Source organism: Cellulomonas sp. HD19AZ1, assembly GCF_004535805.1.
Taxonomy (GTDB): Bacteria; Actinomycetota; Actinomycetes; order Actinomycetales; family Cellulomonadaceae; genus Cellulomonas; species Cellulomonas iranensis.
The window spans coordinates 488637-508533 of record NZ_SPHX01000002.1 but is presented as its reverse complement, the minus strand read 5'-3'; the positions used below and the strand labels follow the sequence as shown (position 1 = coordinate 508533).

The window sequence follows — 19897 nt, the reverse complement described above, 5'->3', positions numbered from 1 at the left end:
CACGACGCCGCGCTCGGGCGGTCGGTGCCACCATGCGCGCATGGGCAAGGTGCACGAGCACATCGGTGAGCGCATGCGCACGTGGCTGCTGGCGCAGCACGTGTTCTTCGTCGCGACGGCCCCCAGCGGGCCGGGCGGTCACGTCAACGTGTCGCCCAAGGGGGTCGGCGGGACGTTCGCGGTGCTCGACGAGCGCACGGTCGCGTACGTCGACCTGACGGCGTCGGGCTCGGAGACCATCGCGCACCTGCGCGACGACGGGCGGATCACGCTGATGTTCTGCGCGTTCGAGGGGCCGCCCGACATCGTGCGCCTGCACGGCCGCGGCCGGTTCGTGACGCTCTACGACGAGGGCTTCGACGAGCTGCTCGGACGGTTCGAGGGCGGCCTGGACGAGTCGCGTGGCGCCCGGGCCGTGATCGTCGTCGACGTCGAGCGCGTCTCGGACTCCTGCGGGTACGGGGTCCCGCTGATGTCGCACGTCGGCGAGCGTGACCTGCTGCCCCCGTTCATGGAGCGCAAGGGGGCGGAGGGGCGCGCGGCGTACCGGCGGCTCTGGAACCGCACGAGCGTCGACGGTCTGCCCGGGTTCGACATGGACCCCGAGCCGCCGGACGCGTGAGACCGCCGCGCGGCGGTCACCGGGCCAGGCGCTCGACGACCCCGCCGAACAGCGCCGGCAGGTGCCGCGCCGCGGGCACGAGGGCGGGCCGCAGCGGCGACCTCGCCCACGCGACGAGCCCCGTCGTCAGCACGCGGTACTCGCGCGTCGCCGCACGCCACGCGCGCTCGTACGCCGCCGGGTCGTCGAGCGTCGCGACGGCCGCGCGGGCCTGCGCGAACCCGACCCGCAGCCCCTCGCCCGTGAGCGCGTCGACGTAGCCCGACGCGTCGCCCACGAGCCGCACGGGCCCGAGCGCGCGACGCGTCGCGCGCTGCCGCAGGGGCCCGGCGCCGCGCACGGTGCTCGCGGGGGCCGCGCCGGCGAGCCGGTCCGCGAGCTCGGGCAGCGCGGCGAGCGTCGCGTCGAGGTCGGTGCCGCGCGGGCCGAGCACCGCGACGCCCACGAGGTCGTCGGCCACGGGCGTCACGTACGCCTCGGCGTGCGGTGCCCAGTGCACCTCGACGAGGTCGCTCCACGGGGCGACGCGGTAGTGCCGCCGCAGGCCGTAGCGGCGTCGGCCCGCGACGCGCTCGCGGGCGCGCTCCGTCGGCGGCTCGGACGCGGGCTCGAGCCCCAGCCGGCGGCGCACGGTCGAGTGCAGGCCGTCGCACGCGAGCAGGTGGCGAGCCGTCAGGCCGTCGACGTCGACACCCGCGGGCGTGATCCGCACGTCGTGCGCGCGGCGCGGGACGACGACGACGCCGACGTCGGCCGCGAGGGCGCGCAGCGCGTCGTGCAGGACCGTGCGCCGTACGCCGCGCCCGGGGGTGCCGCGGAACGCGTGGTCGACGTGACCGCTCGCCGTGCGGTAGCTGATCCCCGCGAGCACGTGCCCCGCGGGGTCGAGGTCCCACGCGCGCAGCAGGCGCAGCGCACCCGGCATCAGCCCCTCGCCGCAGGCCTTGTCGACCGTGCCGTCGCGGGCCTCGAGCACGACCACGTCGAGCCCGCGGCGGCGCGCCTCGACCGCGGCGGCCAGGCCCACGGGGCCGCCGCCCACCACGAGCACGTCGGTGTCCGTCACGGCACCGGCCCGCCGCGCGACGGCCGCGCCGCGCGTCGCCCCGCGCTCACGCGCCCACGGTCGCCGCGCGCAGCGCGCGCTCCTCCGCGGGGATCCGGTACCGCGCCAGCAGCACCGCGTTGAGCAGCGTGAACACGAGAGCCGTGACCCAGGCCGTGTGCACGAGCGGCAGCGCGATCCCCTCGACGACCACCGCGACGTAGTTCGGGTGGCGCAGCCAGCGGTACGGCCCCCGGTCCACGAGCGGCAGGTCGGGCACGACGATCACGCGCGTGTTCCACCGCGGCCCGAGCGTCGCGATGCACCACCACCGCAGCCCCTGGCTCGCGACGACGAGCGCGAGCGCGGGCCACCCCAGCCACGGCAGGAACGGCCGGTCGGCGACGAGCACCTCGACGACGCACGCGACGAGCAGCGCGGTGTGCAGCGCGACCATCGCGGGGAAGTGCCCGCGGCCGCTCTCGACACCGCCGCGCGCGAACGACCAGCGGGCGTTGCGCGTCGACACGACGAGCTCGGCGACGCGCTCGACGGCCGTGAGGCCGACGACCACCAGGTAGACGGTCAGCACCCGTGTCCTCCCGTGGACCACTCGAGCAGCACCATCTCCAGGCCGACGCCGGGCCCGAACGCGAGCAGCACGCCGGGGGAGCCCGCGGGCGTCCCCGCACGCAGCGTGCGGTCGAGCACGTGCAGCACCGACGCGGACGACAGGTTGCCGACGTCGGCGAGCGACGCGCGGCTCGCGTCGAGCGCGTCGGCGGGCAGGCCGAGCGCGTCCTGCACGGCGTCGAGGATGCGCGGGCCGCCCGCGTGCACGACCCAGCGCGTGACGTCGCCCGGCTTGCGGCCGTGCGCGGCGAGCAGACCCTCGACGTCGGCCGCGACGCCCGCGCGCACGACGTCGGGCAGCCCCGCGGACAGCACGATGCGGAACCCCGAGGCGCCGACCCGCCAGCCGAGGTGGTCGGCGGTGCCCGGGTAGAGGCGGCTGCCGACCGCGACGACGCGGGGGCCGGTGGTGACCGCCGCGGCGGGGTGGTCGTCGCCGACGAGCACGGCCGCGGCGGCGCCGTCGCCGAACAGGCCGCTCGCGACGAGGTTCGCGGGGCTGGGGTCGTCGGGCTGCAGCGTGAGGGAGCACAGCTCGACGCTGACGACGAGCGCGACGTCGTGCGGGTGACCCGTGAGGTGGTCGTGCGTGCGGGCGAGCGCGGCCGCGCCGCCCGCGCACCCGAGGCCGAAGGACGGCACGCGCGTGACGTCGCGCCGCAGGCCGAGCCGGTCGACGAGCAGCGCGTCCACCGACGGGGCGCCGACGCCCGTCACGGACGTGAGGAACACGAGGTCGACGTCCTGCGCGGACAGCCCGGCCCGGTCCAGCGCGTCGGCCGCGGCGCGCGCGGCGAGCTCGGTGGCCAGCTCGAGGTACAGGTCGTTGGCCTGCCCGAAGTCGCGGACCTCGCCGTACCGCTCGAGGGGGAGGGCGAGGTGCCGCGTGCGGACGCCGCAGCCGGCGTGCAGGCGTCGCGCGAGCGCCTCGGTGCGTGCGTCGCCCGCGGCGACGAGCGGCGCGACGACGTCGAGGATCTTGTGCTGCGAGCGCGGCGGCCCCGGCAGCGCGGGGGCGACGGCCAGCAGGTGCGACATCCCGGCATCGTGGCACGCGGCGGCGGTGCCCGCGCGGGGGAGCGCAGGTCGCGCGCAGGTCGCCCGCAGGCCGCGCGCACCGCGGTGCCGCGGGTTAGCGTCGCGTCGTGCGCGAGCCGTCGACGACCACCGACCCCGACCGCGCGCTGCGTCGCGACCCGGCCCGGCGGGCCGCACCCGGCAGGACCCTCGCGGGGTTGGTCCGCGCGTCCCACGCCGGACCGACGGTCGTCGTCACGGGTCTGTCAACGGCGCTGGCGGTCGGGCTCGCGGCGCCGCCGCGCACCGTGCTGCTCGTGCTCGTCGTCGTGCTCGCGGGCCAGCTGTCGATCGGCTGGTCGAACGACTGGCTCGACGCCGCGCGCGACCGCGCCGTGGCGCGCGCGGACAAGCCGGTGGTCGCGGGGACCGTGACGGCCCGGCTGCTGCGCGGCGCCGCGGTCGCGGCGGTCGTGGTGTCGGTGCTCGCGTCGCTGCCGACGGGAGCGCTCGCCGCGGGCACGCACCTCGTCGCGGTCGCGGCGGGCTGGGCGTACAACCTCGGGCTCAAGGCGACGGCGGCGTCCTGGCTGCCGTACGCGCTCGCGTTCGCGCTGCTCCCGGGGTTCGTCGTGCTCGCGCTGCCCGGGCCGGGCAGGCCGGCGGGGTGGCTGCTCGCGGTCGGTGCGCTGCTCGGCGTGGGCGCGCACCTCGCGAACGTCCTGCCCGACCTCGAGGACGACGCCGCGACGGGCGTGCGGGGCCTGCCGCACCGGCTGGGTCGGCGCGCGGCGAGCGTGCTGGCGCCGGCGGTCCTCGCGGTGGCGGTCGTGGTGGCCGTGCTCGGGCCGCCGGGGCCGCCGCGCGCCGCTGCCGCGACGGTCGGGGTCGTGGCGGTCCTGGTGGGCGTGGTCGCCGGGCTGGTCGGCCTGCGCCGCGGGCGCAGCCGCGCGCCGTTCACGCTCGCGATGGTCGTGGCCGTGCTGTGCGTCGTGGTGCTCGGCCTGTCGGGGACGTCGCGCGCCGTGGTCTGACGCGCGTCAGCGGTCCTCGACGTCGACGACCACGCGCACGGGGTCGGCGAGCACCAGGACCCGGAACGCGCGGGGCCCGTCGTCGACGCCGACGAACGAGTCGGTCATGCCCTCGAACGTCAGGGGGCGCACGACGTGCTCGACGTCGCCGTCGTCCGGCCGCAGGTCCTGCGAGAACTCCTGCAGCCCGTCCTGCGTCGGGTAGGTGGTGCCCAGGAGCGTGACCTGGAGGATCGCGTCGCCGTCGACCTGGCGGACGGCGCCGCTCGGGTCCTCGACCGCGCGCTCGACGTACCGCACGCGGTAGCCGGGCGTGCCGGTGCCGCCCTCGAGCTGGTAGACGACCCGGTCGTACCCCTCGTGCTCGCCGGTGCGCACCCCGGTGACGACGTAGAGCGAGGCGTCCCCTTCGGACGTGAGCTCGGTGCCGGGCGCGGCGAAGCCGTCGAGCCCGTCCGTCGGCTCGGCGGCGCCGGGCGTGGCGGCGCCGGTCGGTGCCGTGCCGGTCGGCGTCGGCGTCGGGGACGACGTGCCCGTGGGGGTGGGCGTGGCGGAGACGGTCGTCGTGGCGGTCGACGTCGGCGCGGGGTCGTCGGCGCACGCCGCGAGGGCGGCGCCCAGGCCGAGCGTGGTCGCCGCGGCGAGCAGCCGGCGGGCGGTCGTGGTCGTCATGGTGGCCTCCCTGTCGCGTGCGTCCACGCTAGGGGGCGGGGGCACCAGGCCGGGCGCGTGACCCGCCGAGGCGCGGCGGTCCGGGTCGACGTTCCACGCCATGGACGTGTGAACCACGATGTGAGACGAGAGGTGAGGGATGTGACACCCGCACGGGACAGGCGTAGGGTCGCCGACGTGCAGATGATCCTCGTAGTACTTCCTGAGCGCGCCGGCTGACGCCACCGCACAGGTCGCTCGTCGCGCGCGCTCGCCCCTCGTCCATCCCGGTGCCCGGGTCGAGGGGCTTTTTCGTGCCCGGCAGCCGCCCGGCGCACCCCGCACCGGACGACCACACCCGCACTCGACCCGCAGGAGACGACGATGGCTCAGGGTCCCCATCCCGCACCACCGCGCGCTGCCGTGCGCCCCGTGCGCCCGGCCGCCGAGGCGACGCCCCGGCAGGGTGACGCGCCGGCGGCCGATCGGCGCATCGGCCCCGAGAAGGTCACGGGCGCGCAGTCGATCGTCCGGTCCCTCGAGGAGGCCGGCGTCGAGGTCGTGTTCGGGATCCCGGGCGGTGCGATCCTGCCGACCTACGACCCGCTCATGGACTCCTCGCGCGTGCGCCACGTCCTCGTGCGGCACGAGCAGGGCGGCGGGCACGCGGCCGCGGGCTACGCGTACGCCTCGGGCAAGGTCGGCGTCACGATGGCCACGTCGGGCCCGGGCGCGACCAACCTCGTCACCGCGATCGCCGACGCCAACATGGACTCGGTGCCGATGGTCGCGATCACCGGCCAGGTCGGTGCGTCGATGATCGGCACGGACGCGTTCCAGGAGGCCGACATCGTCGGCATCACGCTCCCGATCACCAAGCACAACTACCTGGTGACCGACCCCGACGACATCCCGCGCACGATCGCCGAGGCGTTCCACGTCGCGTCGTCGGGACGCCCCGGCCCCGTGCTCGTCGACATCGCCAAGTCGGCGATGCAGGCGCAGACCACGTTCTCGTGGCCGCAGGACGTCAACCTGCCCGGCTACCACCCGGTCACCAAGCCGCACGCCAAGCAGATCCGCGAGGCCGCGCGGCTGCTCGCGACCTCGCGCCGGCCGGTGCTGTACGTGGGCGGCGGCGTGATCCGCGCGGGCGCGTCCGACCTGCTGCGCCGGCTGACCGACGCGTCGGGCGCCCCGGTCGTCACGACCCTCATGGCCCGCGGCGCGCTGCCCGACTCGCACCCGCAGCACCTCGGCATGCCCGGCATGCACGGCACGGTCGCCGCGGTGGCCGCGCTGCAGAAGGCCGACCTCGTGGTCGCGCTCGGTGCGCGGTTCGACGACCGCGTGACGGGCCTGCTGGCGTCGTTCGCACCGGGCGCGACCGTCGTGCACGCCGACATCGACCCCGCCGAGATCGGCAAGAACAAGCGCGCCGACGTCCCGATCGTGGGCGACCTGCGCGAGGTCATCGCCGACCTGCTGCCCGAGCTCGAGCGCGAGCACGCCCAGCACGGCAGGCCCGACCTCGAGGCGTGGTGGAAGCAGCTCGACGACTGGCGCGCGACGTTCCCGCTCGGCTACGACGAGCCCACCGACGGCCTGCTCGCGCCGCAGCACGTCATCACCCGCATCGGCGAGATCTCCGGCCCCGAGTCGATCTTCGTGTCAGGCGTCGGGCAGCACCAGATGTGGGCCGCGCAGTTCATCCGCTACGAGCGGCCCGGCTCCTGGGTCAACTCCGGCGGCCTGGGCACGATGGGCTTCGCGGTGCCCGCCGCGATGGGCGCGAAGGTCGGCGACCCGTCGCGCACCGTCTGGGCGATCGACGGCGATGGCTGCTTCCAGATGACCAACCAGGAGCTCGCGACCTGCACGATCAACGAGATCCCCATCAAGGTCGCGGTGGTCAACAACAGCTCGCTCGGCATGGTCCGCCAGTGGCAGACCCTGTTCTACGAGTCGCGCTACTCCAACACCGACCTGCACACGGGCCACGGCACGGCGCGAGTCCCGGACTTCGTCAAGCTCGCCGACGCGTACGGCGCCGTGGGCCTGCGGTGCGAGACCAAGGCCGACGTCGACGCGACGATCAAGCGCGCGATGGAGATCGACGACCGCCCCGTCGTGGTCGACTTCACGGTCTCGCGCGACTCGATGGTGTGGCCGATGGTCGCCGCCGGCGTCAGCAACGACGCCATCCAGTACGCGCGGGGCATCAGCCCCGCGTGGGACCGCGAGGACTGAGGAAGGAACCGCGATGACCCGCCACACCCTGTCCGTCCTCGTCGAGAACAAGCCCGGCGTGCTCACGCGCGTCGCGGGGCTGTTCGCGCGCCGGTCCTTCAACATCCACTCGCTGGCCGTCGGCCCGACCGAGCACGCCGAGATCAGCCGCATCACGGTCGTCGTCGACGTCGACGCGCTGCCGCTGGAGCAGGTGACCAAGCAGCTCAACAAGCTGGTCAACGTCATCAAGATCGTCGAGCTCGAGGACGCGGCGTCGGTCCAACGCGAGCTGCTGCTCGTCAAGGTCAAGGCCGACGTGTCGCAGCGCACGCACGTGCTCGAGGTCGTGCAGCTGTTCCGGGCGCACGTCGTCGACGTCGTGCCCGACACGGTCGTCATCGAGGCGACCGGCGGCCCGGGCAAGCTCGACGCCCTGCTGGCGGCCCTCGAGCCGTTCGGCATCCGTGAGATCGTGCAGTCCGGCACGGTCGCCATCGGCCGCGGCTCGCGGTCCATCACCGACCGCGCGCTCGAGCGCGTGAGCCGGTCCGCCTGACCCCGTCCAGACCCCACCCTGCCAAGACACACCACCGAGGAGATCCACCGTGGCTGAGCTGTTCTACGACGACGACGCCGACCTGTCGGTCATCCAGTCCAAGAAGGTCGCCGTCATCGGCTACGGCAGCCAGGGGCACGCGCACTCGCTCAACCTGCGCGACTCCGGCGTCGACGTGACCGTCGGCCTGCGCGAGGGCTCGGCGTCGCGGGCCAAGGCCGAGAACGAGGGCCTCACGGTCGCCTCGGTCGCCGACGCGGTCGCCGGTGCCGACGTCGTCGTGATCCTCGCGCCCGACCAGGTGCAGCGCATCGTCTACCGCGAGGAGATCGAGCCGAACCTCAAGGACGGCGCCGCGCTCGTCTTCGGTCACGGCTTCAACATCCGCTACGGCTACATCAAGCCGGCCGCGGACCACGACGTGCTCATGGTCGCGCCCAAGGGCCCGGGCCACCTCGTCCGCCGCGAGTACGTCGACGGGCGCGGCGTGCCGGTCATCGTCGCGGTCGAGCAGGACGCGTCGGGCTCGGCGTGGGCGCTCGCGCTGTCGTACGCGAAGGCCATCGGCGGCCTGCGCGCGGCGGGCATCAAGACGACGTTCACCGAGGAGACCGAGACCGACCTGTTCGGTGAGCAGGCCGTCCTGTGCGGTGGCGTGTCGCAGCTCATCCAGTACGGCTTCGAGACCCTGACCGAGGCGGGCTACCAGCCCGAGGTCGCGTACTTCGAGGTGCTGCACGAGCTCAAGCTCATCGTCGACCTCATCTTCGAGGGCGGGATCACCAAGCAGCGCTGGTCGGTGTCGGACACGGCCGAGTACGGCGACTACGTCTCGGGCCCGCGCGTCATCACGCCCGAGGTCAAGGCGAACATGCAGGCCGTGCTCGCGGACATCCAGAACGGCGCGTTCGCGGAGCGCTTCATCACGGACCAGGACGCGGGCGCGCCCGAGTTCCAGGCGCTGCGTGAGAAGGGCCAGAACCACCCGATCGAGCCGGTCGGCCGCGAGCTGCGCCAGCTGTTCGCGTGGGTGAAGCCCTCGGACTCCGACTACACGGAGGGCAGCGCGGCGCGCTGACCCACCACCGCCCACCGCGAGAGGGCGATCCAGCACCGGCTGGATCGCCCTCTCGCACCTGGTGGGGGTGCAGGTCGCCGCGCGGCGCGGAAGGATCGCTGCGCGGGTACGTCGCCCGTGACCTCGAGGGAAGGGTGCACGATGACCGAGCAGCTGCCGCAGGCGCCGGACGGCACGCAGGACACGCGGATCGCGGACTTCTGGGACGCGGCGCGCGGGCACCTGGGGTGGGGCAAGCTCGACCCGGTGATGGGGGAGACGGTCGACGGTGCGGTCGCCCCGCCGGCGTGGTCGTTCGGCGACGACCCGGTCGCGGCCGACGCGCTGCTCGGCCTGGTGCTCGAGGGCCGCAAGACGGCGACGTCGACGGCGCTCGCGGAGCTCACGGCGGCCGACGCGCCGCTGCCGCGGGTCGGGGACGTGTCGATCGTGCTGGACTCGCGCGGCGACCCGCGGGCGCTGCTGCGCACGACGGCGGTCGACGTCGTACCGTTCGACGCGGTGGGTGACGAGCACGCGGCGGCGGAGGGCGAGGGCGACCGGTCGGTCGCGGCGTGGCGGCGTGAGCACGAGGCCGTGTGGCGGCGCGTGCTCGGGGACGCGGTGTTCTCGCCGACGATGGACGTCGTCACGGAGCGGTTCGAGCTCGTGTACCCGACGACGGGGTCGGCGCCGGCGGTCGACTGAGCCAGCGTCCGTCTGATGAGACGAGACGTCCGAGGCGTGGACCGCTGGTTACTGTGGCGGCATGGCTGACACGACCCCTCCCACGTCCCTGAACCTGGCCGTCGTGGCCGGCGACGGCATCGGGACGGAGGTCGTCGAGCAGGGGCTCCTCGTGCTCGAGCAGGCCCTGCACGGCACCGGCACCACGGTCCGCACGACCGACTTCGACCTCGGCGCCCGGCGCTGGCACGCCACGGGCGAGACCCTCACGGACGAGGACCTCGCCGCGATCCGCACGCACGACGCGATCCTGCTCGGTGCGATCGGCGACCCGAGCGTGCCGTCGGGCGTCCTCGAGCGCGGGCTGCTGCTCAAGCTGCGCTTCGCGCTCGACCACTACGTCAACCTGCGCCCCAGCACGCTCTTCCCGGGCGTCGCGAGCCCCCTCGCCGCCCCCGGCGACGTCGACTTCGTCGTCGTGCGCGAGGGCACCGAGGGTCCCTACGTCGGCAACGGTGGCGCGATCCGCGTCGGCACGCCCGCCGAGGTCGCGAACGAGGTGAGCGTCAACACCGCGTTCGGCGTCGAGCGCGTCGTGCGCGACGCGTTCGCGCGCGCCGCGGCTCGCCCCCGCAAGAAGCTCACGCTCGTGCACAAGCACAACGTGCTGGTGCACGCGGGCCACCTGTGGCGTCGCACGGTCGAGGCCGTCAACGCCGAGTTCCCCGACGTCACGGTGGACTACCTGCACGTCGACGCGGCGACGATCTTCCTCGTCACCGACCCCGCGCGGTTCGACGTCATCGTGACCGACAACCTGTTCGGCGACATCCTCACCGACCTGGCCGCCGCCATCACGGGCGGCATCGGCCTCGCCGCGTCGGCCAACATCAACCCCGACCGCACCGCGCCGAGCATGTTCGAGCCCGTGCACGGCTCGGCCCCCGACATCGCCGGGCAGGGCAAGGCCGACCCCACTGCGACGGTGCTGTCGGTCGCGCTGCTGCTCGACCACGTCGGCCTGCCCGACGCCGCGCGCGCCGTCGAGGCCGCGGTGGCCGCCGACATCGCCGAGCGCGCCGGCCGAGTACGGTCGACGGCCGAGGTGGGCAAGGACCTCGCCGCCCGCGTCGCCGGCTGACGCCCCGCCCGGGGCTCGCCGACGACGCCGCGCACGACGAGCGTCCGTCGGTCCGCAGGCGCGCGCCTGCACCCTGTCCACCCGGCCGTCCGCACCGGTACCGTCGACGTCGACCCTGGTGAAAGGCCCCCCGATGAGCACCCTCACGACCCCCTCGTCCGCCGCGTTCGCGCTGCACCGCACCGACCACCCCGTCCCGGACGCCGAGCGCGCGGCGGCGCTCGCGTCGCCGCGCTTCGGCACGGTGTTCACCGACCACATGGCTCGTGTCTCGTGGACCCACGCGGACGGGTGGGCCGACCGCCGCGTCGAGCCGTACGGCCCGCTGCAGCTCGACCCCGCGACCGCCGTCCTGCACTACGCGCAGGAGATCTTCGAGGGCCTCAAGGCGTACCGGCACCCCGACGGCAGCGTGTGGTCGTTCCGCCCGGAGGCAAACGCGGCACGGTTCGCGCGCTCGGCGCAGCGGCTCGCGCTGCCCGAGCTGTCCGAGGCGGACTTCCTCGGCGCGATCCGCGCGCTGGTCGAGGTCGACCGCGAGTGGGTGCCGTCGGGCGAGGAGACGAGCCTGTACCTGCGGCCGTTCATGTACGCGTCCGAGCGGTTCCTCGGCGTGCGGCCGTCGCTCGAGGCCGAGTTCCTCGTGATCGCGTCGCCCGTCGGCCCGTACTTCGCGGGCGGCGTCAAGCCCGTGTCGATCTGGGTGTCGCAGCAGTACCACCGCGCCGGCGCGGGCGGCACGGGGGCGGCCAAGTGCGGCGGCAACTACGCCGCGAGCCTGCTCCCGCAGCAGGAGGCGTACGCCAAGGGCTTCGAGCAGGTCTGCTTCCTCGACGACCGCACCGGCACGCAGCTCGAGGAGCTCGGCGGCATGAACGTCGTCGTCGTGCGGGCCGACGGCTCGGTCGTGACCCCGCCGGTGTCGGGCACGATCCTCGAGGGCGTCACGCGCTCGTCGATCCTGCAGCTGCTGACCGACGCGGGCCACGAGGTGTCCGAGCGACCCGTGCTGCTCGACGAGCTGCGCCGCGACCTCGCCGACGGCAGCGTCACCGAGGTGTTCGCCTGCGGCACCGCCGCGGTGATGACGCCGATCGGGCGGCTCGCGAGCGACGACTTCGACCTCGTGGTCGGCGACGGCGAGGCCGGGCCGGTGACCATGCGGATCCGCGCCGAGCTCACCGACGTGCAGTACGGCCGCGCGGCCGACCGGCACGGCTGGATGCACCGGCTCGTCTGACCGGCGGCGCCGTGCGGCGGGGGACGCCTCGCCGCACGGCCCGCACCGGACGGCTGTTCCGCATGATGGACCGCCTGCCGCACGCGGGCGGCGTGTGCGACGATCACCCTGTGACCCGCTTCACGCTCATCATCGCGTAGCGCGTCGGCCCACCCGCCGACGCGCAGACCTCCCGTCCTCGGGGGGTCTTTTTGTTGGTCCAGACGTCAGCCCGGCACCACCCCCCGCCGGGCGGACACGTCGACGAGGCACCGGCACCACCCCCGCCGGTCGCGCACCCGCCGACGCACTCCCGCACCGCCGAAGGAGCACCCCGTGAACGCCCCCGCGTCGCCCACCTTCCACGTCTACGACACGACGCTGCGCGACGGTGCGCAGCAGGAGGGCATCAACCTGTCGGTCGCCGACAAGCTCGCGATCGCCCCGCTGCTGGACGAGCTGGGCGTCGGGTTCATCGAGGGCGGCTGGCCGGGCGCGGTGCCGAAGGACACCGAGTTCTTCAAGCGCGCCGCCAAGGAGCTCGACCTGCGGCACGCCGAGCTCGCGGCGTTCGGCGCGACCCGCAAGGCGGGCGTGCGCGCGGTCGACGACCCGCAGGTGCGGGCGCTGCTCGACTCCGAGGCCCCGGTCGTCACGCTCGTCGCGAAGTCCGACGTGCGGCACGTCGAGCGCGCGCTGCGCACGACCCCCGACGAGGGTCTCGCGATGATCGCGGACACGGTCGCGTTCCTCGTGCGCGAGGGGCGGCGCGTGTTCGTCGACGCCGAGCACTTCTTCGACGGCTACGGGTACGACGCCGACTTCGCCGTGCGTGCGACGCGGGCGGCGTTCGAGGCCGGCGCCGAGGTCGTCGCGCTGTGCGACACCAACGGCGGGATGCTGCCCGACCAGGTGCGCGAGGTCGTCGCCGCCGTGCGGGCCGCCATCGGCCCCGACGCGGTGCTGGGCATGCACGCGCACAACGACTCGGGCTGCGCGGTCGCCAACACGCTCGCGGCCGTGGACGCGGGCTGCGCGCACGTGCAGGGCACCGTCAACGGCTACGGCGAGCGCACGGGCAACGCCGACCTGCTGTCGGTCGTCGCGAACCTCGAGCTCAAGCTCGGACGCCGCGTGCTCGCGCGCACCGACGACTCGCCCGGCGGCCTGCCCGAGCTCACGCGCATCGCGCACGCCATCAGCGAGCTCACCAACATCTCGCCGTTCGCGCGTCAGCCCTACGTGGGCGCCAGCGCGTTCGCGCACAAGGCCGGGCTGCACGCGTCGGCGATCAAGGTCGACCCCGACCTCTACCAGCACACCGACCCCGCGCTGGTCGGCAACGACATGCGCATGCTCGTGTCCGACATGGCGGGCCGCGCGTCGATCGAGCTCAAGGGGCGCCAGCTCGGCATCGACCTGGCCGAGCAGCCCGCGGTCCTCTCGCGCGTCACCGACCGCGTGAAGGACGCCGAGGCGCACGGCTACACGTTCGAGGCCGCCGACGCGTCGTTCGAGCTGCTGCTCGTGGAGGAGCTCGAGGGCGCGCGCCCGGGGTACTTCCGCGTCGAGTCGTGGCGCACGATCGTCGAGCGCAACGGCGGTCGCGGCACGCCCGCGACGGCCGAGGCGACCGTCAAGCTGCACGCGGGCGGCGAGCGGATCGTCAGCACCGGCGAGGGCAACGGTCCCGTCAACGCGCTGGACCACGCGCTGCGGCACGCGCTGCTGCGCGTCTACCCGGAGCTCGAGGGCTTCGAGCTCATCGACTTCAAGGTCCGCATCCTCGACCAGATGCAGGGCACCGACGCCGTCACGCGCGTGCTCATCGAGACGACGGACGGCGAGACGTCGTGGAGCACGGTCGGCGTGGGGCCCAACCTCATCGAGGCCTCGTGGGAGGCGCTCACCGACTCCGCGATCTGGGGTCTGCGCCACCGGGGCGTCCTGCCGCGCTGACGCCGCCGCGGGTGCGGGGTGCGCCCGCGGGTCGTCGCGCCGGGGACGGACGCACGCCCTAGCCTCGGGGGTGGCCCCCGCGGCCCGTAACGGAAGGAGCCCCCGTGTCCGGCTCGGCCCCGCCCCCGCCCTCCGGCGACGAGGCGAGGTGGCGCGCGGACGCGCGGCCGGGCGGCGGTGCCCGCCCTGGCCGCGGGTGGCGACGCGCGGGGTGGGTCGCGGTCGTGGTGCTCGTGCTGGTCGGCGTCGTCGTGCTGGCCACGCGTCCCTGGGCCGTGGACGCGACACCCGTCCCCACGGCGACGGTCGTCGTGGCGACGCCGTCCGCCACGGACGACGCGTCGCCGGACGCCCCGACGCCCGGCCCGACGTCGACGGCGGTGAGCCCGCCGGGCGCCGACGCGCGCTTCGACGCGACGACGGCGGCGTCGCTGCTCGTCACGCGCGCCGACCTCGAGCAGGCCCTCCCGGCCGCCGCCGCGGGTGTGGGGCGCGGTCTCGAGCCCGGCACCAGCACGTGGGGCCTGCCCGAGGGCGCGGTCGTCGAGCCGCCCGAGTGCCTGCCGGCCGTCACGGTCGTGACGTCGCCGCCGGTGCACCACGACGCGCAGTCGTGGGGCAACGACGAGATGACGTTCGAGCAGGACGTCGTGGTGCTCCCGGACGCGGCCGCGGCGAGCGACGCGTTCCGCGCGCTGGTCACGACCGTCGACGCGTGCGCCCGGTACACGCGGGTGGTGCCCGGTGCGGCCGGCACGACCTGGACGGCCGAGCCCGCGCTCGAGGGGCAGGGCGTGTTCCCGGCGATCGTGCAGGACGTCACGGCCGTGACCGAGGGGGTCGCGGTGCCGCAGGTCACGGGCCACGTGCTGGTCGGCAACGCCGTGGTCACCTGGACGGCGAGCGCCCCGACCGCCGCCGACGCACAGGCCGCCCACGCGGTGCTGGGCTCGTCCGCGGAGCTGAGCGCGGTCGTCGAGTCGCGCGCGCTCGCGGCGGTCCGTGCGCTGACCTGAGCAGGGCCGCGGCGCGCCTAGGGTGGGGGTGTGCACGGTGAGTACAAGGTGCCCGACGGCAAGCTCGTGGTGATCGACCTCGAGGTCGACGACGACGGCCGGCTGCGGGACGTCGTCCTGTCCGGAGACTTCTTCCTCGAGCCCGACGACGCGCTCGGCGTGCTCGCCGGCGCCCTCGTGGGCGTGCCGCGCGACGCGCACGTCGCGCAGCTCGTCCAGGTGCTCGACGACGCGCTGCGCCTCGCGCAGGAGCAGGGCCGGATCGTGGCGCCGGTCGCGATGGTCGGGTTCGACACGCGCGCGGTCGCGGTCGCGGTGCGTCGCGCGCTCGGGTTGTCGACCGCGTGGTCGGACCACGAGTTCGCGGTGCTGCACCCGGGGCCGATGCCGCCGGCGGTGCACGCGGCCCTCGACCAGGTGCTCACCGAGGAGCTCGACGCGGGGCGTCGCGGCCCCACGCTGCGCTTCTGGGAGTGGGAGGACCCGGCGGTCGTCATCGGCTCGTTCCAGTCGCTGCGCAACGAGGTCGACCTCGACGCGGCGCGGGACCTGGGCGTGACGGTCGTGCGCCGCGTCTCGGGCGGCGGCGCGATGTTCATGGAGGCCGGCAACTGCATCACGTTCTCGCTGGTGGTGCCGGGCTCGCTGGTCGACGGCATGTCGTTCGAGGACTCGTACGCGTTCCTCAACGCGTGGGTGCTGGGCGCGCTCGCCGACGTCGGCGTGCAGGCCACCACGTCGGGCCTCAACGACATCGCGTCACCCGCGGGGAAGATCGCCGGGTCGGCGCAGAAGCGGCTCGCGGGCGGCGCCGTGCTGCACCACGTGACGATGGCCTACGACATCGACGCCGACAAGATGCTCCAGGTGCTGCGCATCGGGCGCGAGAAGCTGTCCGACAAGGGCACGCGCTCGGCGAACAAGCGGGTCGACCCGGTGCGCTCGCAGACCCGGCTCCCGCGCGAGCAGGTCATCGACGCGTTCGTCGCGCACTTCCGCGGTCGCTACCGCACGGTCGACGACGAGCTGCGCCCGGCCGAGCTCGAGCGCGCCCTGCACCTGGTGGAGACGAAGTTCTCCGACCCGGTCTGGACCGCGCGCGTCCCCTGACCGGACGCGCCGGGGCGGCCGCGCGCCCCGGCGCGGGACGGGGCCGTGCCGCTCAGGGCGTGCGGTTCAGACCGCCCCGGTGAGGACGACGGCCAGGGCGGCGAGCCCGAGCAGCACGAGCGCCGCGGCGCACGCCGTGACGAGGCGGCCTCCCGGGGCGCGCTCCAGGGCGTCCGACGCGGTCGCGTGCGGGGCAGCCCCGGGGCCGCGACCTCCGCCGGTACGTCGGCGCCGGGCGGCGACCAGCACGACGACCGCCAGGACGGTGCCCGCCGCCGCGACGCCCCACGCCGCCACGCCCCAGACCACGGACAGCAGCCGACCGGCTGCGACTGACCCGGCGACGAGACCGAGCGCGGTCCGGCGCCAGGCCAGCGCGGTCCGTTCGGGCGCGAGCGTCGGCCGGGCCGGCCCGGTCATGCGAGCAGCAGCCCGAGCAGCACCAGCAGCCCGGCCACGCCCATGCCCGCCACGAGCACGCCGAACCCCAGCGGGGCGGGCAGCGGGTCACCGCGCCGCATCGCCCGCTCGGCGCGGGCCCACCCCCACCAGGCGAGGGTCGGCGCGACCGTCCCGAGCCCGACGAGCAGCACCGACGCCGTCAGGCGCGGGCCGGGTGCGATCGGCAGGTCGAGCGCCTCGAGCGCGACGCCCGCCGCGAGGAGCGCGAGCCCGGTGCGGGCCCACGCGAGGAACGTGCGTTCGTTGGCCAGCGAGAACCGGGCGTCGGGCTCGGTGCCGACGCGGTAGACCCACCGGGGGAAGCGGCGGTCGGGGGCGGGGCCGTCGGGGGACATGACCCCATCCTCGCAACGTGCGCGGCCCGGCGGCGTCACCGCGGCGCGGGCCGTGCCCCGAACACGGCGGTGCCGACCCGCACGACGGTCGCGCCCTCGGCGACGGCGGCCTCGAGGTCGCCGCTCATGCCCATCGACAGCCCGTGCGCGTCGGCGGTGCCGGGCGCACCGGAGGCGACCACGGCGTCGCGCACCGCGCGCAGCCGCGCGTAGCCGGCACGGACGACGCGCTCGTCGTCGCTGCGTGCGCCGACGGTCATGAAGCCGGCCAGCCGCAGGCCCGGCAGCGCGGCGGCGCGCACCGCGAGGCCGGGGGCCTCGGCAGGGGAGGTGCCGTGCTTGGTGGGCTCGCCGGAGACGTTGACCTGCACCCACACGTCGAGCGGTGCCGCGCGGTCCTGCACGCGCTGCGACAGCCGCAGCGCGAGCGCGTCGTCGGCGACGGACTGCACCGCGTCGGCCCAGCGCAGCGCCGCGTTGACCTTGTTGGACTGCAGCGGTCCGATCACGTGCCAGGTCGGGGCGAGGTCGGTGAGGTGCGGCGCGGTCGCGACGAGCTCCTGCACGCGGTTCTCGCCGAGCAGCACCGGCGCGGTGCCCGACCCGGCGGCGCGGGCCGCGGCGTCGGCCAGCAGGGCGGTGCGCACCGCGGGGGCGTCCATGGTCTTCGCCGCCAGCAGCACGCGGACCTCGTGCGGGTCGCGCCCGGCGGCCGTGCACGCCGACCTGACCCGCTCGTGCACGCGCGCGAGGCGCGCCGCGACGTCCTGGAACTCCACGACGCCCGACCGTACCCGGCGGGCGCCGCGGGGTCGGCGCGCCTCCGCCCGGTGGACGCCGGGTGCCCGGCCCGCGGCGCGTGCGACCCTCGCCGTGTGGCGTGCCCCCGGGCCCGGCACCATGCTGGCGGTGTGGAGGCGTGCACGGGCCGGCTGCTGGTCGCGACGCCGGGACTGCGGGACGGCAGCTTCCGGCGCAGCGTCGTGCTCGTGCTCGAGCACACCGCGGACGGTGCGCTCGGGGTGGTGCTGGACCGGCCGCTCGACGTGGACGCGTCGGCCGTGCTGCCGCGCTGGCAGCCCCACCTGAGCGCACCGGGCCGGCTCTTCAACGGCGGGCCGGTCGCGCGGGACTCGGTGCTCGCGCTCGCCGACGTCGACCGTGACGACGTGCCGCCGGGCGTGCAGGCGCTCGAGACCCGGCTGGGGGTCGTCGACCTCGACGCGCCGCCCGAGCTCGTGGCGGGCGGCGTCCGGGGTCTGCGGCTGTTCGTGGGCTACGCGGGGTGGGCCGCCGGGCAGCTCGACGCCGAGGTCGAGGCGGGCGGCTGGTTCGTCGTCGACCACGAGCCCGGTGACGCGTTCAGCGCCGACCCGCGCGGGCTGTGGCGCCGCGTGCTGCGGCGCCAGCCCGGCGACCTCGCGCTCCTGTCGACGGCGCCGGACGACGTGTCGATGAACTGAGACCGGGGTGCGACCCGGGGGATCCCGGATGCCGGACCTGCGCAGCGTCATGGCACGGTGGTGCCATGAAGACCCTGCTCAACGTCATCTGGCTCGTGTTCGCGGGTGCGTGGCTCGCGCTCGGCTACGTCGCCGCGGGCATCGTCTGCTGCGTGCTGGTCGTGACGATCCCGTTCGGCATCGCGTCGTTCCGCATCGCGAGCTACGTGCTGTGGCCGTTCGGGCGCACGATCGTCGACAAGCCGACCGCGGGCGCGCTGTCGACCATCGGCAACGTGATCTGGTTCTTCGTCGCGGGCATCTGGCTCGCGATCGGGCACGTCGCCACGGCCGTGCCGCTGTTCGTGTCGATCATCGGCATCCCCATGGGCATCGCGAACCTCAAGCTGATCCCGGTGTCGCTCGTGCCGCTCGGCAAGGACATCGTGCCGACGGACCGCGCGTTCGCGGCGTACGGGCGCTAGTCGCGCGCGACGTCCGCGACGACCGCGTCGGTGAGCCGCACGAGGTCGTCGGGCGCGAGCTCGACGTCCAGCCCACGGCGACCGCCCGAGACGAGCACGGTGTCGAAGAGCCACACGGTCTCGTCGACGACCGTGCGCAGGCGGGTGCGCTGGCCGAGCGGCGAGATGCCGCCCACCACGTAGCCGGTCGCGCGCTCGGCCGCGTGCGGGTCGGCCATGGTCGCGCGCTTGCCGCCCACGGCGGTCGCGAGGGCCTTGAGGTCGAGCCGCCCGGTGACGGGCACGACCGCGACGGTCAGGGCGCCGTCGACGTCGGCGACGAGGGTCTTGAAGACCTGCTCGGGCGGCACCCCCAGCAGGTGCGCGGCCTCGAGGCCGTACCCGAGGTCGCTCGCGGGGTCGTGCTCGTAGGTGCGCGCGACGTGGGTCACGCCCGCCGCGGCGAGCGCGACGAGCGCGGGGGTCCCGGCGTGCGCGCGGGCGTCCTTCCTGGCCACGGCGTCAGGGTAGACGCCGCGGGGCGGTTCAGAGCGCGACGCCCACCAGCGCGCCGACGCCGTACGTCACGGCCATCGCGAGCGAGCCGCCCACGACGTTGCGCAGCACCGAGCGCGCGGGCGACGCGCCCGTGAACCGCGACGACGCCCACCCCGTGAGGACCAGCGCGAGCACGACCGCGCCGAACGTGACGGGCACGCGCGCGGCCACCGACCACGGCGCCAGCACCATGAGCAGGGGGATGAGCGCGCCGACCGTGAACGCGAGCATCGACGCGAGCGCCGCGTGCCACGGGTTGGTGAAGTCCTCGTCGACGCCGTTGACCGGGGTGCCCTGCGCGGCGGCGACGCGCTCGGCGTCGCGCTGCGAGCTCACCGACACGTACTCGCCCGACGCCATCGACAGCGCACCCGCGACGAGCGCGGCGCCGCCGGCCAGCGCGATGGTCGACGTGGACGCCGCGGCACCCGCGACGCCGACGACCGTGGCGGCGACCGACACGATGCCGTCGTTCGCCCCCAGGACGCCCGCGCGCAGCCAGTTCAGGCCCGCGTTCGAGGCGGCCGGCGCGGCGGGGCCGCGCGAGCCGTGCAGCAGCCCGGTGAGGCCCGGGACCCGGGTGGGGACGCGCTCGGAGGTCGTGGTCATAGCTCCACGGTAGGTCGGTCGCGCGCGGTTGTCACCGCAGGAAAGGCT

General features: G+C 75.3%; 22 protein-coding genes. 13 read left to right on the top strand and 9 right to left on the bottom strand.

The window, feature by feature from the left end:
• Window positions 1-40: 40 nt before the first annotated feature.
• Entirely contained in the window at window positions 41-622 is a 582-nt protein-coding gene (locus E4A51_RS05865; RefSeq protein WP_070319267.1) for a pyridoxamine 5'-phosphate oxidase family protein, read from the top strand.
• A gap of 16 nt (window positions 623-638) precedes the next feature.
• Here the strand turns inward: E4A51_RS05865 and E4A51_RS05860 are convergent, their stop codons facing one another.
• From E4A51_RS05860 to E4A51_RS05850, 3 genes are read right to left on the bottom strand one after another with little or no spacing between them, the layout of a single operon-like run.
• Window positions 639-1688 (bottom strand): NAD(P)/FAD-dependent oxidoreductase, encoded by a 1050-nt coding sequence (locus E4A51_RS05860; protein ID WP_087508212.1) that lies wholly within the window; start codon window positions 1686-1688, stop codon window positions 639-641.
• A gap of 46 nt (window positions 1689-1734) precedes the next feature.
• Window positions 1735-2259 (bottom strand): isoprenylcysteine carboxyl methyltransferase family protein, encoded by a 525-nt coding sequence (locus tag E4A51_RS05855; protein ID WP_206119951.1) that lies wholly within the window; start codon window positions 2257-2259, stop codon window positions 1735-1737.
• Complete coding sequence (locus E4A51_RS05850; protein WP_305038341.1) at window positions 2253-3515, bottom strand: type III polyketide synthase; 1263 nt, start codon at window positions 3513-3515, stop codon at window positions 2253-2255. The genes E4A51_RS05855 and E4A51_RS05850 overlap by 7 nt, the downstream gene beginning before the upstream one ends.
• Here E4A51_RS05850 and E4A51_RS05845 point away from each other — a divergent pair.
• Window positions 3446-4351, top strand: coding sequence for a UbiA family prenyltransferase (locus E4A51_RS05845; RefSeq protein WP_370297484.1), 906 nt, complete (start codon window positions 3446-3448; stop codon window positions 4349-4351). The genes E4A51_RS05850 and E4A51_RS05845 overlap by 70 nt on opposite strands.
• Window positions 4352-4357: 6 nt before the next feature.
• Here E4A51_RS05845 and E4A51_RS05840 read toward each other — a convergent pair whose 3' ends face one another.
• Complete coding sequence (locus tag E4A51_RS05840) at window positions 4358-5023, bottom strand: hypothetical protein (RefSeq protein WP_134851121.1); 666 nt, start codon at window positions 5021-5023, stop codon at window positions 4358-4360.
• 363 nt (window positions 5024-5386) lie between these two features.
• Between E4A51_RS05840 and E4A51_RS05835 the strand changes: the two genes are divergently transcribed.
• From E4A51_RS05835 to E4A51_RS05795, 9 genes are all read left to right on the top strand, one after another.
• The gene (locus E4A51_RS05835; protein ID WP_134851120.1) at window positions 5387-7252 is read left to right on the top strand and encodes an acetolactate synthase large subunit; all 1866 of its coding nucleotides are present in this window, start codon (window positions 5387-5389) and stop codon (window positions 7250-7252) included.
• Window positions 7253-7265: 13 nt separating this feature from the next.
• On the top strand, window positions 7266-7790 hold the full coding sequence (gene ilvN / locus E4A51_RS05830) for an acetolactate synthase small subunit (protein WP_046527871.1): 525 nt from the start codon (window positions 7266-7268) through the stop codon (window positions 7788-7790).
• 49 nt (window positions 7791-7839) lie between these two features.
• On the top strand, window positions 7840-8868 hold the full coding sequence (gene ilvC / locus E4A51_RS05825; RefSeq protein WP_134851119.1) for a ketol-acid reductoisomerase: 1029 nt from the start codon (window positions 7840-7842) through the stop codon (window positions 8866-8868).
• Between the two features lie 141 nt (window positions 8869-9009).
• Window positions 9010-9555: an ASCH domain-containing protein gene (locus tag E4A51_RS05820; RefSeq protein WP_070319260.1), complete on the top strand. Its 546-nt coding sequence runs from the start codon at window positions 9010-9012 to the stop codon at window positions 9553-9555.
• 61 nt (window positions 9556-9616) lie between these two features.
• On the top strand, window positions 9617-10675 hold the full coding sequence (locus tag E4A51_RS05815; RefSeq protein ID WP_070319259.1) for a 3-isopropylmalate dehydrogenase: 1059 nt from the start codon (window positions 9617-9619) through the stop codon (window positions 10673-10675).
• Between the two features lie 133 nt (window positions 10676-10808).
• Entirely contained in the window at window positions 10809-11915 is a 1107-nt protein-coding gene (locus E4A51_RS05810; protein WP_134851118.1) for a branched-chain amino acid aminotransferase, read from the top strand.
• A 315-nt stretch (window positions 11916-12230) separates the two neighbouring features.
• Window positions 12231-13853, top strand: a complete 1623-nt coding sequence (gene cimA, locus E4A51_RS05805; protein WP_134851117.1) for a citramalate synthase — start codon at window positions 12231-12233, stop codon at window positions 13851-13853.
• Between the two features lie 104 nt (window positions 13854-13957).
• The gene (locus tag E4A51_RS05800) at window positions 13958-14869 is read left to right on the top strand and encodes a sensor domain-containing protein (RefSeq protein ID WP_070319257.1); all 912 of its coding nucleotides are present in this window, start codon (window positions 13958-13960) and stop codon (window positions 14867-14869) included.
• 30 nt (window positions 14870-14899) lie between these two features.
• Window positions 14900-15979 (top strand): biotin/lipoate A/B protein ligase family protein, encoded by a 1080-nt coding sequence (locus E4A51_RS05795; RefSeq protein WP_070319256.1) that lies wholly within the window; start codon window positions 14900-14902, stop codon window positions 15977-15979.
• A gap of 66 nt (window positions 15980-16045) precedes the next feature.
• Here E4A51_RS05795 and E4A51_RS05790 read toward each other — a convergent pair whose 3' ends face one another.
• From E4A51_RS05790 to E4A51_RS05780, 3 genes are read right to left on the bottom strand one after another with little or no spacing between them, the layout of a single operon-like run.
• A complete protein-coding gene (locus E4A51_RS05790; protein ID WP_070319255.1) occupies window positions 16046-16399 on the bottom strand; it encodes a DUF202 domain-containing protein in 354 nt (117 codons plus the stop codon).
• Entirely contained in the window at window positions 16396-16776 is a 381-nt protein-coding gene (locus E4A51_RS05785; protein ID WP_134851116.1) for a YidH family protein, read from the bottom strand. The genes E4A51_RS05790 and E4A51_RS05785 overlap by 4 nt, the downstream gene beginning before the upstream one ends.
• 35 nt (window positions 16777-16811) lie before the next feature.
• Complete coding sequence (locus E4A51_RS05780; protein ID WP_240696393.1) at window positions 16812-17555, bottom strand: YggS family pyridoxal phosphate-dependent enzyme; 744 nt, start codon at window positions 17553-17555, stop codon at window positions 16812-16814.
• A 132-nt stretch (window positions 17556-17687) separates the two neighbouring features.
• Between E4A51_RS05780 and E4A51_RS05775 the strand changes: the two genes are divergently transcribed.
• Window positions 17688-18239 (top strand): YqgE/AlgH family protein, encoded by a 552-nt coding sequence (locus E4A51_RS05775; RefSeq protein ID WP_134851114.1) that lies wholly within the window; start codon window positions 17688-17690, stop codon window positions 18237-18239.
• A gap of 65 nt (window positions 18240-18304) precedes the next feature.
• A complete protein-coding gene (locus E4A51_RS05770) occupies window positions 18305-18703 on the top strand; it encodes a YccF domain-containing protein (protein WP_134851113.1) in 399 nt (132 codons plus the stop codon).
• Here the strand turns inward: E4A51_RS05770 and ybaK are convergent.
• Both ybaK and E4A51_RS05760 read right to left on the bottom strand, forming a co-directional pair.
• The gene (gene ybaK, locus E4A51_RS05765; protein ID WP_134851112.1) at window positions 18700-19200 is read right to left on the bottom strand and encodes a Cys-tRNA(Pro) deacylase; all 501 of its coding nucleotides are present in this window, start codon (window positions 19198-19200) and stop codon (window positions 18700-18702) included. The genes E4A51_RS05770 and ybaK overlap by 4 nt on opposite strands.
• Window positions 19201-19228: 28 nt before the next feature.
• Window positions 19229-19849: a VIT1/CCC1 transporter family protein gene (locus E4A51_RS05760; protein WP_070319244.1), complete on the bottom strand. Its 621-nt coding sequence runs from the start codon at window positions 19847-19849 to the stop codon at window positions 19229-19231.
• Window positions 19850-19897: the final 48 nt, after the last annotated feature.

What these genes read in the sequence shown, in the direction of transcription:
- E4A51_RS05760 (WP_070319244.1), bottom strand. Translation starts at nt 19,849, where the DNA reads ATGACCACGACCTCCGAGCGCGTCCCCACCCGGGTCCCGGGCCTCACC.
- E4A51_RS05820 (WP_070319260.1), top strand. Translation starts at nt 9,010, where the DNA reads ATGACCGAGCAGCTGCCGCAGGCGCCGGACGGCACGCAGGACACGCGG.
- ilvN (WP_046527871.1), top strand. Translation starts at nt 7,266, where the DNA reads ATGACCCGCCACACCCTGTCCGTCCTCGTCGAGAACAAGCCCGGCGTG.
- E4A51_RS05815 (WP_070319259.1), top strand. Translation starts at nt 9,617, where the DNA reads ATGGCTGACACGACCCCTCCCACGTCCCTGAACCTGGCCGTCGTGGCC.
- E4A51_RS05770 (WP_134851113.1), top strand. Translation starts at nt 18,305, where the DNA reads ATGAAGACCCTGCTCAACGTCATCTGGCTCGTGTTCGCGGGTGCGTGG.
- E4A51_RS05810 (WP_134851118.1), top strand. Translation starts at nt 10,809, where the DNA reads ATGAGCACCCTCACGACCCCCTCGTCCGCCGCGTTCGCGCTGCACCGC.
- E4A51_RS05790 (WP_070319255.1), bottom strand. Translation starts at nt 16,399, where the DNA reads ATGACCGGGCCGGCCCGGCCGACGCTCGCGCCCGAACGGACCGCGCTG.
- E4A51_RS05835 (WP_134851120.1), top strand. Translation starts at nt 5,387, where the DNA reads ATGGCTCAGGGTCCCCATCCCGCACCACCGCGCGCTGCCGTGCGCCCC.
- E4A51_RS05785 (WP_134851116.1), bottom strand. Translation starts at nt 16,776, where the DNA reads ATGTCCCCCGACGGCCCCGCCCCCGACCGCCGCTTCCCCCGGTGGGTC.
- E4A51_RS05865 (WP_070319267.1), top strand. Translation starts at nt 41, where the DNA reads ATGGGCAAGGTGCACGAGCACATCGGTGAGCGCATGCGCACGTGGCTG.
- E4A51_RS05840 (WP_134851121.1), bottom strand. Translation starts at nt 5,023, where the DNA reads ATGACGACCACGACCGCCCGCCGGCTGCTCGCCGCGGCGACCACGCTC.